The 14,184-nt window shown below is 70.9% G+C and carries 14 protein-coding genes and 1 tRNA gene; 8 read left to right on the top strand and 7 right to left on the bottom strand.

Translation table 11 applies throughout. The annotated features are described in order from the left end of the window. Positions 1-22: 22 nt before the first annotated feature. The 3 genes from QF032_RS34330 to QF032_RS34320 are packed head-to-tail and all read left to right on the top strand — an operon-like array spanning position 23 to position 4,007. Entirely contained in the window at positions 23-1,102 is a 1,080-nt protein-coding gene (locus QF032_RS34330; protein WP_307059105.1) for an ABC transporter substrate-binding protein, read from the top strand. Then, on the top strand, positions 1,099-2,856 hold the full coding sequence (locus QF032_RS34325; protein WP_307059103.1) for an ABC transporter permease: 1,758 nt from the start codon (positions 1,099-1,101) through the stop codon (positions 2,854-2,856). The genes QF032_RS34330 and QF032_RS34325 overlap by 4 nt, the downstream gene beginning before the upstream one ends. Beyond that, entirely contained in the window at positions 2,853-4,007 is a 1,155-nt protein-coding gene (locus QF032_RS34320; RefSeq protein WP_307047867.1) for an ABC transporter ATP-binding protein, read from the top strand. Before QF032_RS34325 ends, QF032_RS34320 begins: the two co-directional genes overlap by 4 nt. Before the next feature lie 258 nt (positions 4,008-4,265). Here QF032_RS34320 and QF032_RS34315 read toward each other — a convergent pair whose 3' ends face one another. The 5 genes from QF032_RS34315 to QF032_RS34295 form a co-directional block, all read right to left on the bottom strand. Further along, positions 4,266-5,453: an ABC transporter ATP-binding protein gene (locus tag QF032_RS34315; protein WP_307059101.1), complete on the bottom strand. Its 1,188-nt coding sequence runs from the start codon at positions 5,451-5,453 to the stop codon at positions 4,266-4,268. 90 nt (positions 5,454-5,543) lie between these two features. Next, entirely contained in the window at positions 5,544-6,377 is an 834-nt protein-coding gene (locus QF032_RS34310; protein WP_306947141.1) for a carbohydrate ABC transporter permease, read from the bottom strand. Further along, on the bottom strand, positions 6,377-7,336 hold the full coding sequence (locus QF032_RS34305; RefSeq protein ID WP_307047863.1) for a carbohydrate ABC transporter permease: 960 nt from the start codon (positions 7,334-7,336) through the stop codon (positions 6,377-6,379). Before QF032_RS34305 ends, QF032_RS34310 begins: the two co-directional genes overlap by 1 nt. Positions 7,337-7,406: 70 nt before the next feature. Beyond that, the gene (locus QF032_RS34300; RefSeq protein ID WP_307047861.1) at positions 7,407-8,627 is read right to left on the bottom strand and encodes an ABC transporter substrate-binding protein; all 1,221 of its coding nucleotides are present in this window, start codon (positions 8,625-8,627) and stop codon (positions 7,407-7,409) included. A 523-nt stretch (positions 8,628-9,150) separates the two neighbouring features. Continuing rightward, positions 9,151-9,224: transfer RNA gene (locus QF032_RS34295), tRNA-Pro, on the bottom strand. A gap of 100 nt (positions 9,225-9,324) precedes the next feature. Here QF032_RS34295 and QF032_RS34290 point away from each other — a divergent pair. Continuing rightward, positions 9,325-9,855 (top strand): DUF309 domain-containing protein, encoded by a 531-nt coding sequence (locus tag QF032_RS34290; protein ID WP_307059099.1) that lies wholly within the window; start codon positions 9,325-9,327, stop codon positions 9,853-9,855. Between the two features lie 37 nt (positions 9,856-9,892). Here QF032_RS34290 and QF032_RS34285 read toward each other — a convergent pair whose 3' ends face one another. Next, entirely contained in the window at positions 9,893-10,666 is a 774-nt protein-coding gene (locus QF032_RS34285) for a sulfite exporter TauE/SafE family protein (RefSeq protein WP_307059097.1), read from the bottom strand. Between the two features lie 106 nt (positions 10,667-10,772). Then, positions 10,773-11,960 (bottom strand): thiolase family protein, encoded by a 1,188-nt coding sequence (locus tag QF032_RS34280; RefSeq protein WP_307047857.1) that lies wholly within the window; start codon positions 11,958-11,960, stop codon positions 10,773-10,775. A 101-nt stretch (positions 11,961-12,061) separates the two neighbouring features. On the opposite strand from QF032_RS34280, the gene QF032_RS34275 reads away from it, so the two are divergent. The 4 genes from QF032_RS34275 (at position 12,062) to QF032_RS34260 (ending at position 14,154) form a co-directional block, all read left to right on the top strand. Then, entirely contained in the window at positions 12,062-12,880 is an 819-nt protein-coding gene (locus QF032_RS34275) for an alpha/beta hydrolase (RefSeq protein ID WP_307047855.1), read from the top strand. Between the two features lie 96 nt (positions 12,881-12,976). Continuing rightward, positions 12,977-13,309, top strand: coding sequence for a WhiB family transcriptional regulator (locus QF032_RS34270; protein WP_307047853.1), 333 nt, complete (start codon positions 12,977-12,979; stop codon positions 13,307-13,309). Continuing rightward, positions 13,306-13,788: a Dps family protein gene (locus tag QF032_RS34265; protein ID WP_307047851.1), complete on the top strand. Its 483-nt coding sequence runs from the start codon at positions 13,306-13,308 to the stop codon at positions 13,786-13,788. The genes QF032_RS34270 and QF032_RS34265 overlap by 4 nt, the downstream gene beginning before the upstream one ends. 33 nt (positions 13,789-13,821) lie before the next feature. Beyond that, the gene (locus QF032_RS34260; protein ID WP_306947157.1) at positions 13,822-14,154 is read left to right on the top strand and encodes a DUF3140 domain-containing protein; all 333 of its coding nucleotides are present in this window, start codon (positions 13,822-13,824) and stop codon (positions 14,152-14,154) included. Positions 14,155-14,184: the final 30 nt, after the last annotated feature.

Here is a 14,184-nt window from a genome sequence, read left to right as displayed (position 1 = left end):
CACACACGCGGAGGTCGACGTCGTGACAGTCGTGACCAGGGGAAGACGATCGCGCCACGGCGCGGCAGTGACGGCGGCGGTTCTGGCGGCCGTGGTCGCCGCCGCGAGCGGCTGTGCCCGCGAGGCGGGCGACGTCGGCGCCGCACAGGACGGTGGCGTCGTGCACGTCGCCTGCGGCGCCACCGAGGAGTGGTGCGCCGCCACCACGAAGCAGTTCGCGAAGACGTCCGGGGTGAAGGCCGACTTCGTCCGGCTCTCCAGCGGCGAGGCGCTGGCCCGGATCCAGGCCGGCAAGGGCAACGCGGAGTTCGACGTCTGGTACGGCGGCCCGGCGGACGGATACGCGGCCGCCGGCGACCAGAAGCTGCTGGAGCCGTACGTGTCGCCGAACGCGGCCGTCATCCCCGCCAAGTACAAGGACGCCTCCGGTCTGTGGACCGGCGTCTACGTCGGCGTGCTCGGATTCTGCAGCAACGGCGCACTGCTGAAGGAGAAGGGTCTCAGCGCCCCGCGGTCCTGGGCCGACCTGCTCGACCCGAAGCTGAAGGACGACATCGGCATCGCGCACCCCTCCACGTCGGGCACGGCCTACACGGCCCTGTGGACGCAGGTGCAGCTGGCCGGCGGGGACGAGGACAAGGCGTTGGCCTACATGCGCAAGCTGCACCCCAACGTGCTGCAGTACACCAAGTCCGGCTCGGCGCCGGCGCAGATGACAGCGCGTGGCGAGGTCGCCGTCGGCGTCATCTTCTCCCACGACTGCACGGCCACCAAGGAGGCCGGCTTCCCGGGTCTGCAGGTGACCTTCCCCGCCGAGGGAACGGGCTACGAGACCGGTGGTGTCGCGCTGGTCAAGGGCGGGAAGGACCCGGTGAGCGCGCGGAAGTTCGTCGACTGGGCCCTCACGCCGCAGGCGCAGGAGATAGGCGCCGGCGTCAAGGCCTACCAGGTCCCCACCAACCCCGCTGCCAAGGTCTCCGGCAAGGTCGTGGACCTGGCCGCCGTCAAGCTGGTGGACTACGACGCGGCCCGGGCCGGAGCGGCGAAGCCGACGCTGACCAAGCGGTTCGACGAAGAAGTCGCGCAGGCGCCGAAGTCATGACCACGACGCTCTCCGGCCGCGCGCCGTCCCCGGCCGCCCCGAACGGGGCGGCGGTGCCGCGCAGGCGCCGCCGGCCCGACCCGGGCGTGGGCATCCTGATCACCGCCGTCGCCCTGCTGGTGGTGATCGGCGCGGCGGTTCCCCTGGTCGCGGTGCTCGCCACCGCCTTCGCGCCCGACGCGCTGCCGCGCTACGCGGAGTTCTTCACCTCGTGGGTCGACCTGGTCGTGCTGCGCAACACCCTGGTGCTCGGCACGCTCGTCGGGGTCTGCGGCACGGCGCTCGGCTTCCTGTTCGCGTTCGTCCAGGCCCGGCTCGACGTGCCGGGCAAAAGGATCCTGCACGTCGTCGCCCTGCTGCCGATCGTCAGCCCGCCGTTCGCGATCGCCACGGCCACGGTCGTGCTGTACGGGCGGCGCGGCGTCGTCAGCAGCAACGGCGTGTTCGGCATGGAGTACGACATCTACGGCCTCGACGGGCTGGTGTTCGTGCTGTCGCTGTCGCTCTTCCCCGTGGCGTACCTGGGGCTGCTCGGCATGCTGCGGGGGCTGGACCCGGCGCTGGAGGAGGCGGCCATGAACATGGGCGCCTCCCGGTGGCGGATCCTGCGCACGGTGATCCTGCCGCTGGTGGCGCCGGGGCTGGTCGCACCGTTCCTGCTGCTGTTCGTGGAGGCGATCGCCGATCTGGCCAACCCCCTGGTGCTGGGCGGCGACTACACCGTCCTGGCCGGCCGCGCCTACCTGGCGGTCACCGGTGAGTACGACATCACCGGCGCGTCGGTGTACTGCGTGATCCTGCTGGTGCCGTCGCTGGCGATGTACTTCGGACAGCGGCGGTGGATGAACCGGAAGGTGCGCACCACCATCACCGGCCGGCCCTCCGGCAGCGTCCATCTGATCGGCGGCTGGGCCAGGTGGCCGTTCTACGGCCTGGCGCTGCTGGCCGCCGCGGTGATCCTGAGCCTCTACGGCACCGTGATCGTGGGATCCATGACCCGGGTGTTCGGCGTCGACAACACGTTCACCCTCGACTACCTCAAGGAGGTCGTCGCCGGGGTCGGCGTGGAGGCGGTGCTGGACACGCTCAAGTTCGCCGCCATCGCCACGCCCGTGGCGGGCATCGTCGGTCTGGTCATCGCCTGGCTCGTCGTGCGGCACCTGGACCGCACGGCCTGGCTGCTCGACCTCGGCGGCACGCTGGGCGTCGCCGTCCCCGGCACCGTGCTGGGCATCGGGTTCGTGCTGGCGTACCGGCCGGACCGGTGGATCGGCCCGGTGCACGCGCTGCCGAGCCTGGTCGGCGGGAGCGCCGTCGCCGGGGGCGCGGTCGCCATCGTGCTCGCGTACATCGTCCGCAGCGTTCCGGCCGGCCAGCGCACCGCGGTGGGCTCGCTCACCCAGCTGCACCCTTACATCGAGCAGGCGTCGACCGACCTGGGGGCGAGCCCCCTGCAGACCTTCCGCCGGGTGACGCTCCCCCTCATCCGGCCGGCGCTGCTGACCGGGCTGAGCTACAGCTTCGCCCGCAGCATGACCTCCGTCTCCACGATCGTCCTGCTGGTCACCCCTCAGACGAAGATCATCACTTCCCAGGTCCTCAGCGCCGCCGGCACGGGCCGGTACGGCGTCGCCTTCGCCTACTGCACCGTGCTCACCGTGCTGGTGCTGGCGGGCTTCGCGGTCATCCGCGTCCTCGTCGGCGCCGGCGCCGCCCTGCAGCGCACCGCCACCTCCGAAAGGCAGAAGTCATGACCGCCGCCGCACCCGAACTCCACCCCGCGCCCGTGCGCGAGGCCGACAGCGGCCATCTGCGGCTCGACGCCCTGACCAAGCGGTTCACCGGCCGCTCCGGCACGGTGACCGCCGTCGACAGCGTCGGTCTCGACGTCGAGCCCGGGGAGTTCATCACCTTGCTCGGACCGTCCGGCTGCGGCAAGACCACCACCTTGCGGATGGTGGCCGGCTTCGAGGAGTCCTCCAGCGGCAGCATCCTGCTCGACGGCCGGGCCATCGACGCGATGCCCCCGCAGCGCAGGCCCATGGCGATGGTGTTCCAGAGCTACGCGCTGTTCCCGCACATGACGGTGGCGGAGAACATCGCCTACGGGATGCGGCTGCAGCGCCGTTCCCGCGACGACATCGCCACCAGTATGCGGATGGCCGTCACCAGCATGAACCTGGTCGGTCTGGAGGACCGCAGCCCGCACGAGCTGTCCGGCGGCCAGCAGCAGCGGGTGGCGCTGGCCCGCGCCCTGGTGGTGCAGCCGAAGGTGCTGCTGTTCGACGAGCCGCTGTCCAACCTGGACGCCAAGCTGCGGGACGCGATGCGGGCGGAGATCCGGCGCATCCAGAAGATGTTCGGCATCACCAGCCTCTACGTCACCCACGACCAGGACGAGGCGATGAGCATGTCCGACCGGATCGTGGTGATGAACAAGGGAAGGGTGGAGCAGGCGGCGACGCCGGGTGAGATCTACGCGAGGCCGGCCAGTGTCTTCGTCGCCGACTTCATCGGCCGCGCCAACTTCCTCGAGGCGGCCCCCGAGAGCGTCGCCGACGGCCGGGCGACGGTGAGCGTGCTCGGCCGCCGGCTCACCGTCGCCGCGCACCCCAAGGTGACGGCCGGCGCGACCGACACGTATCTGATGGTGCGTCCGGAGACCGTCAGGCTGTCCCCCGTCACCGACGGCGGCGCGGGGATCGGCGCGGTCCTGCGCTCCACCTTCCACGGGCCGACCACCGACTACGAGGTGGAGACGACCGGCGGCACCATCACCGTCACCGAGCCGGGCGTCGACCCGCGCGAGGCGTTGACCGAGGGCACCAACGTCGACGTCACCCTCGACCCGGACCGGGCCTACCTGCTCACCCAGGGCCAGACCCTGTCGTCCTCGGGGCGCTGACGGAAAACCCGCGGAGGCCGTACCGGAGTCTGCCCAGCGGCCGAGCTGACGCCGCGCCAGGTGAGGACCGGGGCCGGGCGAGCCGGTCCCCAAGCCGCTCCAGAAGAGCACCTGGCGCCGGCCGCCGGCGGCGCCTGACACCACGCGCCGCCTCCGCGGGGAACACCCTTTCCGGGACGCCTGCGTAGTCGACAAAGACCAGCCGCCTGGTGAGTCGCCGGGTACACGGCTGCGTAGCGCGCCCTGTGTGGTGCATCATCAGTCCGCCCTCACTGGATGCGTAAGGTTCGCTCCGGTCGCCGGGTCGAACACGTGAGCCTTGGCCATGTCGACCTGTAGCTCCACCGGTTCGCCCTCGCGGGCACGGGTGGCGGCGTCCAGGCGGGCCACGATGTTATGGGTGTCGGCGCCGGTGTCGCGCAGGCCCGAGTCCTTGGCGAGCTCTTCCAGTTCGGCGGTCGTCGCGGGCCCGCCCTCCGCGGTGAAGTAGACATACGCATCGGAGCCCAGCGACTCCAGTACCTCCACGGTGGCGGTGAAGACCGGGCCCGTCCGGTCCCGGTCGTGTGCCAGGGCCACGTCCTCGAATGCCTCCGGTCGCAGCCCGACGATGACCTCGCGGGGCGCGTTCTGTCTTTCCAGCGCCTGCCTCGTACGGTCGTCGAGGGTCAGGTCGCCCAGGGACGAGCGCAGGGCACCGCCCTCCAGAGTGGCGTTCAGGAAGTTCATCGCCGGGGAGCCGATGAAGCCCGCGACGAAGATGTTGCGCGGCAGGTCGTACAACTCGGCAGGTGTGCCGATCTGTTGGACCAGGCCCTGCCTCATGACCACGACCCGGTCGCCGAGCGTCATCGCCTCGGTCTGGTCGTGGGTGACGTACACGGTGGTCGTGCCGAGGCTCCGCTGCAGCCGGGAGATCTGAGTGCGCATCTGTACCCGGAGTTTGGCGTCCAGGTTGGACAGTGGCTCGTCCATCAGGAACGCCTTGGGATCACGGACGATCGCCCGCCCCATGGCCACGCGCTGGCGCTGACCACCCGAGAGGTTGGCGGGCTTGCGGTCCAGGTGCTCGGTGAGGTCAAGGATCCGGGCGGCTTCCGTCACCTTGGCGTGGATGGTGTCCTTGTCCACCTTGGCCAGGCGCAGCGGGAAGCCCATGTTCTCCCGGACGTTCATGTGCGGGTACAGGGCATAGCTCTGGAACACCATGGCGACGTCGCGTTCCTTGGGAGCCAGGTCGTTGACGACTCGGTCTCCGATGCGCAGGGTGCCCTCGGTGATGTCCTCCAGTCCGGCGATCATGTTCAGGGTGGTGGACTTGCCGCATCCCGACGGGCCGACCAGGATCACGAACTCGCCGTCGGCGATCTCGAGGTCCACGTCCTTCACGGCGAGGGCCCCGTCGGGAAAACGCTTGGTGACTCCCTCAAGGATGATCTCGGCCATGGATGGTGCCTCCTTGCCTTGATGCCTTCCGGCTCCGGGTACCGCGGTCGGCGTCCCGGACCGGTGGCCTGTCTGCGGCGGTCGGCCCGTTCACCCCTTGACTGCTCCGGAGGTGAGTCCGGCGACGATCCGCCGCTGGAAGAACAGGACGAAAACGATGATCGGGATGGTGATGACCACAGCGGCGGCGGCGATCGACCCCGTGGGCTGCTGGAACTGGGAGCTCCCGGTGAAGAACGCGATCGCGGCAGGCACCGTGCGCGCGGACTCGGTGGAAGTCAGCGAGATCGCGAACAGGAAGTCGTTCCAGCAGAAGATGAACACGAGAATGGCGGTGGTGAACACGCCCGGCGCGGCCAGCGGCACGATGACCATCCGGAATGCCTGCGCGGGCGTCGCCCCGTCGACCTTTGCGGCCTTCTCCAGATCCCAGGGGATCTCCCGGAAGAAGGCCGACAGGGTGTAGATCGCGAGCGGCAGGGAGAAGGTCATGTACGGGATGATCAGCCCGACCCAGGTGTCGAAGATCCCGATGATCCGCTCGATGTTGAACAGCGGTGACACGAGGGAGATCGGAGGGAACATGGCGATCAGCAGTGACATGCCGATGAGCACCCGCTTGCCGGGGAAGCGCAGCCTGGCCACCGCGTAGGCGGCCATGGTGCCCAGCGCCACCGCGATCACCGTGGAGATCAGGGCGATACCGATCGAGTTGATCAGTGCGCGGGTGAACTCGGAGGTGTCGAAGATGCCCCGGTAGTTCTCCAGGGTCCAGTCCCTGGGGATGTAGTCGCCGTCCGTGAGGGTGGTGGGGTCCTTGAAAGACAGCGCGGCGATCCACCACACCGGGAACAGGGCGTACAGCACCACCACCACGTTCATGACACCCCATCGGGCGGCATGCGTCTTTCCCGCCGCGGCCATCAGCGCTTCACCTCCGCGCCCGGTGCTGCGGCGCCGAACAGTTTGACGAAGGCGAAGGCGATGATCCCGACGCAGATGAAGATCAGGACCGAGATCGCCGACCCGATGCCCAGGTTCAGCGCGGTGAACAGGTTGTCGTACCCGAGGATGGACAGCGAGCCGGTCCCGTGGGCGCCCGCGGTCAGGATGTAGATGTTGTCGAAGATCCGGAACGCGTCCAGTGTGCGGAAGAGCAGGGCCACCAGGATGGCCGGTTTCATCAGCGGCAGCATGACCTTGGTGAACCGCTGCCAGGCGGTGGCACCGTCCACCATGGCCGCCTTCAGGGTCTCCTCGGGGACCAGCGCGAGGCCCGCGAGGAGCAGCAGGGCCATGAACGGCGTCGTCTTCCACACCTCGGCGAGGATGATCAGCCAGAGGGCGGGCCACTGCTCGGTCAGCGGAGCCTCTCCGCTGGGCAGCAGCTCGGCGAGGTATCCGAGGTTCGGGGTCCAGGCGTACTGCCAGGAGAAGGCGGCGACCACGGTGACGATCCCGTACGGAATGAGGACCGACGTGCGGACGACGCCGCGCCAGAAGAGCGTGCGGTGCATGACCAGAGCGAGCCCCATGCCGAGGACCAGCTCGATCACCACGGACACGACGGTGATGAACAGCGTGACCCAGAAGGCGTCCCACCAGAACGGGGAGGACAGCACCGCCCCGTAGTTGCTCAGGCCCACGAACTTCGCCTGTCCCGGGAAGCGCAGGTCGTACCGCTGGAGGGACAGGTAGATGGCGTACCCGATGGGGTAGGCGGTCACGGCGATCATGACGACGACGGCGGGCGCGCAGAGCAGCCATCCGAGCCGCCGCTCCTGCCTGGCACCCGCCGAGAGTGCCGCCCGGTCCGGCTCCGTCTGCTCCGTCCCCGCCCCGGGGGACGGCGGGGTTCCGGCCGGTTGCGCCCGCGTGCTCATCTCGTGCCGTCCGAGGACGAGGCCCGCGCGCCGCGGCACCGGCTGACGGAGTGGTGCGGGAGGTGGTGGTTCACGGGATCACACCCTCGGATCGCAGGGCATCGTCGATCTGCTCCCTGATGGTGTTGACGGAGCTCTCCGGTTTGATCCCGGACGGCGGGGACAGCGTGTGGGAGACCGCGATCGACACGTTCTGGTAGACCGGAGTGATGGGGCGCACGCTCGCCGACTCCAGGGCGGCCAGCACCTCCGCGGAGAAGGGGTACTCCTTCATGAACGCCGGCTCGTCGTACACGGCGCGCAGGGTGGGCGGCAGACCGCCCTCGAGCGCGGCGGTGAGCTGGTTCTCCCGGTTGCGCAGGCACAGCGCCGCGTCGAAGGCCAGGTCGGGGTGGCGCGAGTAGGCGCTCACCGCGAGATCGATGCCGCCGATGGTGGGCCGTGCCGGGCGGTTCGGGTCGACCCGGGGGTACGGCGCCCAGCGGAAGTTCTTGAACAGCTCCGGGTTGTTCGCCTTCATCGACGGATAGACGAACGGGTAGTTGAGTTCGAACGCCGCCGTCCCCGACTCCATGGCTAGGCGGTTCTGGTCCTCCATCTGGTTGGACAGGGAGGGGTCCGCGGCCGGGGAGTTCGCCAGCTCACGCATGATCCCTGCGGCCCGCACAGCGGGAGGACCGAGGGAGGGCTCGGTCGCGCTCGCGTTGAGGATGGAGCCGCCCGCACTGTTGATCAGCGTGTTGAACCAGACGGTCAGGCCCTCGTACTGGGCACCCTGGATTTCCACGAAGTGCGGTTTGCCCTGCCGGGCGAGGGCGCCGGCCATGTCGAGCATCTCGGCCCAGGTCCTGGGCGGGGTGGGCACCAGGTCCTTGCGATACCACAGCAGTTGGGTGTTGGTGTTGTACGGGACGGCGTACAGCTTGCCCTTCCAGGTCGAGGTCTGCAGGGGTACGCGCAGGGTGCCCTCGACAGCCTGCTGCTTCGCCGCCCCCGTCCATTCCCGGATCCAGCGCGCCTCGGCGAACTCCGCCGCCCAGGTGACGTCCAGGCCCAGGATGTCGAGCGAGTCGTCCTCGGCGGCGAGTCTGCGGACAAGTTGCTGGCGCTGGCCGTCCGCGGCACGCGGGAGCTTGTTGTAGCTGATCCTGTAGCGGCCGCCTGACGCCTGGCTGCACCGGTCGGCCGCCTTCTGGAGCGCACCGGAGTCGTCGGGGAAGTTGTACCAGTTGAGGGTGGGCCTACCGGAGCCCTCGTCACTGCCACAAGCGGCGAGCACCGACGCCAGCAACGGCAGTACGGCGAACGCCCGCAGCCATCGCGACCCTCCGGGACATCCCTTCTGACCTGAAACATTCCGAAAGTCGCACCTCGCATGCACGCGCTCCACACCTCCCTTCCGGACGGTGGCACGGGACTGGGACCTCGCAGCGTTTTCCTCCCGGCGAACCTAGATGCCACATAAAGCAAGATCAAGCACATATCGTGCCCAATCGCCACACCGGCCCAGTAAGAGGACCGGCTCGGCGAACCCACGGGCGCGGAAGGGAGTGCGATCTGCTCGACCTGGAGGAGTCCGCCGACCCGGTGGGGGCGCCAGTTGCGCGACGCCGTGCGCTGTCGGCCGGACGCGGCGACAAGGAAACGTTTGCGGAGTTCAGAGCGTTTGACGATCGCCCCCATAGCGCACCTTGACCGAGTCAAGGTGCGCTACATAACCGCCTATAGCACTCGGTCCCCAACTGGTCCCCGAGAACAACAAAGAGGCCACTTCCGATCAACTGGAAATGACCTCCGACCTGCTACTTCGCAAGTCGGGACGACAGGATTTGAACCTGCGACCCCTTGACCCCCAGTCAAGTGCGCTACCAAGCTGCGCCACGTCCCGGTGCGCTTCGCACGGTGTTCCCCGTGTGATCGCGCGAACAGCACTTTACCCCACGCGGAGCGCTGCGCCGAAGGGGGCCCGCGCGCGGGACAATCGGGATATGGACCGTTGGATCAGCACAGGAGGCACGAGCGGCGGCCGGCCCGCCGGCGCCAGGGACCGGGACGGCGAGGGTCGGGCGCGCAACGCCCGGCCGCGGGACGGGCTCGGCCGGCCCCTTCCGTACGGCACGCCCGGTGTGGAGCGGCAGCCCGAGGGCGTCGTCCGTACCCCGGAGGAGACCGTGGCCGGGGCGCAGGCGCTGCTGGACGCCGGGAAGCCCTTCCACGCGCACGAGGTCTTCGAGGACGCCTGGAAGTCGGGCCCCGCCATGGAGCGCCCCCTGTGGCGGGGGCTCGCCCAGCTCGCCGTGGGTCTCACGCACGCGGCCCGGGGGAACCTCACGGGCGGGGTGCGGCTGCTGCGGCGCGGCGCCGGGGCCGCCGAGGAGTGGGCGGCCGCCGCGGGAGAGGACCGGCCATACGGGCTGGATCTCACCGGGCTGGCACGGTGGGCGCGCGAGCTGGCGGCGTCGGTGGAGCGGACGGGCACGGCGGTGGACGCGGAGGCCCGGGCGCCCCGGCTGCGCTGACGCCGGACCCGACCCCGCCCGGCCGGGCCCGGACCGTCTACCGCAGCAGCAGCTGCAGTCCGCCCACGACGGTCGCCGCGATCACGAGCTGCTCGAACAGCCGCTGGTTGATGCGGTGCACCGCCCACTTGCCGAACAGCGCGCCGGGGATGACGAACGCGGCGAGCGCGGCGTCCAGAAGCAGCGAGCGGCCGTCGATGAGGCCGAGGCCCACGCTGAACGGCACCTTCGACACGTTGACGATCAGGAAGAAGAACGCCGAGGTGCCGAGGAAGCCGAGCTTGCGGAAGCCGGCCGAGAGCAGGTACATCGACATGACCGGGCCGCCGGCGTTGGCGACCATCGTGGTGAAGCCGCCGAGCACGCCGTAGGAGCGGGCCTTGAGGCGTCCGGCCCGGGTGACCACGGCGTCGGGGTCGTCCGCCGCGTCGGCCGTGCGCCGCCGCCACACCGTGACGCCCGCCATCAGCAGCAGGATCGCCCCGATCGAGGTCCGGACGGTCCCGTCGTCGGCCCACACCAGGAACAACGTGCCGAGGACCACGCCGGCCGCGACCGCCGGGAACAGCCGCCACAGCGTGGGCCAGTGGGCGTGCCGCCGGTAGGTGAGGACGGCCAGGACGTCCCCGGCGATGAGGATCGGCAGCAGGACGCCCGTGGAGGCGCGGGCGGGCAGGACCGCCGCGAAGACGGCGAGGCTGACCGTGTTGGCCCCGCTGACGGCCGTCTTGGAGAAGCCGACGAGCACGGCCGCGAGGGCGAGGGCGGCGAACTCCCAGCCGGTGATGTGCCACAGGGTCATCGTGTTCATGCGGGGACCGATGCTACGCACATCTATCGAACACCCGGCGGGCCGTCTCGCCAGGTGACCGGTGCCACCGGCGCCGGGAGGCGACGCCGGCGGCCGGTGGGCCCCGTCAGTGCCGTTCGACCAGCACCGCGGTGCCCTGTCCGACGCCCACGCACATCGTGGCCAGCCCGCGCTCGGCTCCGGTACGGCGCATCCGGTGCAGGAGCGTGGTGAGGATGCGGGCCCCCGAACCGCCCAGCGGATGGCCGAGGGCGATCGCCCCGCCGCTGGGGTTGACCAGGTCGGGGTCGACGCCCAGCTGGTCGACGCAGGCGAGCGCCTGGGCGGCGAACGCCTCGTTGAACTCGGCCTCCTGGACGTCCTCGACGTTCCACTCCGCCCGGGCCAGCGCCTTGCGGACGGCGGGCACCGGGCCGAGCCCCATCACGTCGGGGTGGACGCCGGCGGAGGCGCCGGCGACGTAGCGGCCCAGTGACTCCAGGCCCAGCTCGTTGAGCGCCTCCTCGCTGACCAGGAGCAGCCCCGCCGCACCGTCGTTCATGGGCGAGGAGTTGCCGGCGGTGACCGTGCCGCCCTCCCGGAAGACCGGCTTCAGCCGGGCCAGCTTCTCGTACGAGGTGTCCTCGCGGATGCCCTCGTCGGCCTCGACCAGCACGCCGTCGGGACGCCGCACCGGCAGCATCTCGTCGTCGAAGTGGCCTTTCTCGCGGGCCTGCGCGGCCAGCCGGTGGCTGCGCAGGGCGAACTCGTCCTGGCGTTCGCGCGTGACGCCGTACCGGACGGCGACCTCCTCGGCCGTCTCCCCCATGGCCAGCAGGCCGTGCAGGTCCTTCATCGCGGGGTTGACCAGGCGCCAGCCGAGCCGGGTGTCCACCGTCTCGACGCGGTGCGGAAGGGCCTCCTCGGGGCGGGCCAGCACGAAGGGGGCGCGGCTCATGGACTCGGAGCCGCCCGCGATCACGATGTCGGCCTCGCCCGCGGCGATGGTGCGGGCCGCGGTCGTGACGGCCTCCAGTCCGGAGGCGCACAGCCGGTTCACGGTGGCGCCCGGCACGGTCTCGGGCAGGCCGCCGAGCAGGGCGGCCATCCGTGCGACGTTGCGGTTGTCCTCGCCCGCCTGGTTGGCCGCGCCCCAGTAGACGTCGTCGACGCGGGCCGGGTCGAGCGCGGGCACCTCGGCGACGAGGCCGCGGACGACGACGGCGGCGAGGTCGTCGGGCCGGACGGAGGACAGGGCTCCGCGCAGTCTGCCGACGGGGGTGCGGCGGGCGGCCGCGAAGTGGACGGGGCGCACGACGGACTCCTTGATTAGCACTGCTAGTTTTCGACTATAGACCCCGACCCGGCACCCTGGGAAGATCCCCGGACGCCTTCGTCGACGCAGCTGGAGCAGCGATGACCGCACCCGTCGTCACCGGTACCCACGTCCTCACCGGGACCCACGGCACGATCGCCGCGCGCGAGTGGTCCCCTCCGGTCCCCCGCAGCCTCGCCCTCGTGGTGCACGGCTACGGCGAGCACTCCGGCCGCTACGGAGAACTCGCCGGCGTCCTGGCCGGTCACGGCGCGGCCGTCTACGCCCCCGACCACCGCGGGCACGGCAGGTCGGCGGGCGAGCGCGTGGTGATCGAGGACTTCGAGGACGTCGTCACCGACCTGCATGCCGTCGCGGAGCTCGCCGGGGCCGCGCACCCGGGCCTGCCGCTGGTCGTGATCGGGCACTCGATGGGCGGTCTGATCGCGGCCCGGTACGCCCAGCGCCACGGCGCCGGCCTCGCCGCGCTGGTGCTCTCCGGCCCGGTGATCGGCGACTGGCGGCTGCCGGCGCGGCTGCTGGCGTACGACGAGATCCCCGATGTCGCGGTCAGCCCGGCCGCGCTCTCCCGCGACCCGGCGGTCGGCGCGGCGTACGCGGCGGATCCGCTGGTCTGGCACGGACCGATGAAGCGGCCCACGCTGCGGGCCTTCGAACGGACCCTGGCGACCGTCGCCGGGCACGGCGGCGTCGGCGCGCTGCCGCTGCTGTGGCTGCACGGCGACGACGACCGGCTGGTGCCGCTGCCCGGCAGCCGGCCCGGCGTCGAGCGGCTCGGCGGCGGCGCGCACACCGAGCGGATCTACCCGGGAGCCCGGCACGAGGTCTTCCACGAGACGAACAGGGCCGACGTGTTCGCGGACCTGACCCACTTCCTCGACGGGGCCCTCGCCCCCTGAGTCCGATCCCCTCCCACCTCGCCGGATCCGGGGCCCGGGGACCTGGCGACCGGGGACGGGGAGCGAGGGATCGGGGCCGGGGAGCGAGGAGCGGACATGGGTGAATCGGGGAACGGGGTGATCGGGGAAAACGCCTGTTTGCCGTGGTACGCCCGGGGCACCCGCGCCTCCATGGAGTGGTTGCGCGTTGCCGCCTGCGTGGGCGAGGACCCCGAGATGTTCTTCCCCGTGGGCACGGCCGGCCCGGCCCTGCGGGAGGCCGAGGCGGCCAAGCGGGTCTGCGCCCGCTGCCCGGTGAGCGCCGAGTGCCTGTCCTACGCCCTCGGCAGCGGACAGACCTCGGGTGTCTGGGGCGGGACGGGCGAGCAGGAACGCGTGGCACTGCTCCGTACCGCATCACACGACGCGACGAGGAGGAGCACCGTATGACTGTCGTGAAGAGCCCCCTGCCCGAACCGGCCCGCCAGATCACGTTCGACGCGCTGCAGGGCACCCTCGTGGATCTCCTCGGCCTCTCCCTGATCGGCAAGCAGGCGCACTGGAACATCGTGGGACCCCGGTTCCGCTCGATCCACCTCCAGCTGGACGAGGTCGTCACCGCGGCCCGCTCCTACGCCGACACCGTCGCCGAGCGGGCCGCCGCGCTGGGCCTGCCGCCGGACGGCCGCCCGGAGACGATCGCCTCCGCGTTCACCCTGCCTTCCCCCAAGGACGGCTGGGTGCGGGACGAGGACGTCGTCCAGGTGATCGCCGAGTCCCTGGGGGCCGCCATCACACGGCTGCGCGAGCGGGTCGCGGCGACCGAGGAAGCGGACCCGGTGACCCAGGACCTGCTGATCGGCATCACCGCCGACCTCGAGAAGCAGCGCTGGATGTTCGAGGCGGAGAACTGGCCGCGCGAGAACTGACCGCGCCCGACCCCACCCGGAGAAAGGCCCGCCATGACCGACGCACTCGAACTCGACGCGCTCTGGGAGGAGTTCCACCACGCGGTGAACATGACCTCGCAGGAACTCGCCGCCTGGCTGCGGGTGCGCGACGCCGGCGAGAGCACGCAGCCGTTGCCCGACCGGGCGGGCGCGGCGACCGGGCAGCGGGTGCTGGAGATCCTGCAGAAGCGGCGCACCGACCTGACCGACGACGACGTCCGGGTGATGTACCGGGTCGTGGACACGGTCGCCGCCCGCACTGACGAGGCGAACGAGTCCGAGGCGCGGGAAACCCGGCGCCGTCACCACCTCATGACGATCGGGCACGATCCGCTCAAGCCGTAGGCCCCGAGCGGAGTGGGCGCGTAGACCCCG

This window comes from Streptomyces achromogenes, assembly GCF_030816715.1.
GTDB classification, from domain to species: Bacteria; Actinomycetota; Actinomycetes; order Streptomycetales; family Streptomycetaceae; genus Streptomyces; species Streptomyces achromogenes_A.
Note: the sequence above shows the minus strand (reverse complement) of the source record. Positions and strands in the feature narration are given on the sequence as shown.

What these genes read in the sequence shown, in the direction of transcription:
- QF032_RS34325 (WP_307059103.1), top strand. Translation starts at nt 1,099, where the DNA reads ATGACCACGACGCTCTCCGGCCGCGCGCCGTCCCCGGCCGCCCCGAAC.
- QF032_RS34320 (WP_307047867.1), top strand. Translation starts at nt 2,853, where the DNA reads ATGACCGCCGCCGCACCCGAACTCCACCCCGCGCCCGTGCGCGAGGCC.
- QF032_RS34315 (WP_307059101.1), bottom strand. Translation starts at nt 5,453, where the DNA reads ATGGCCGAGATCATCCTTGAGGGAGTCACCAAGCGTTTTCCCGACGGG.
- QF032_RS34310 (WP_306947141.1), bottom strand. Translation starts at nt 6,377, where the DNA reads ATGGCCGCGGCGGGAAAGACGCATGCCGCCCGATGGGGTGTCATGAAC.
- QF032_RS34305 (WP_307047863.1), bottom strand. Translation starts at nt 7,336, where the DNA reads ATGAGCACGCGGGCGCAACCGGCCGGAACCCCGCCGTCCCCCGGGGCG.
- QF032_RS34290 (WP_307059099.1), top strand. Translation starts at nt 9,325, where the DNA reads ATGGACCGTTGGATCAGCACAGGAGGCACGAGCGGCGGCCGGCCCGCC.
- QF032_RS34285 (WP_307059097.1), bottom strand. Translation starts at nt 10,666, where the DNA reads ATGAACACGATGACCCTGTGGCACATCACCGGCTGGGAGTTCGCCGCC.
- QF032_RS34275 (WP_307047855.1), top strand. Translation starts at nt 12,062, where the DNA reads ATGACCGCACCCGTCGTCACCGGTACCCACGTCCTCACCGGGACCCAC.
- QF032_RS34270 (WP_307047853.1), top strand. Translation starts at nt 12,977, where the DNA reads ATGGGTGAATCGGGGAACGGGGTGATCGGGGAAAACGCCTGTTTGCCG.
- QF032_RS34265 (WP_307047851.1), top strand. Translation starts at nt 13,306, where the DNA reads ATGACTGTCGTGAAGAGCCCCCTGCCCGAACCGGCCCGCCAGATCACG.
- QF032_RS34260 (WP_306947157.1), top strand. Translation starts at nt 13,822, where the DNA reads ATGACCGACGCACTCGAACTCGACGCGCTCTGGGAGGAGTTCCACCAC.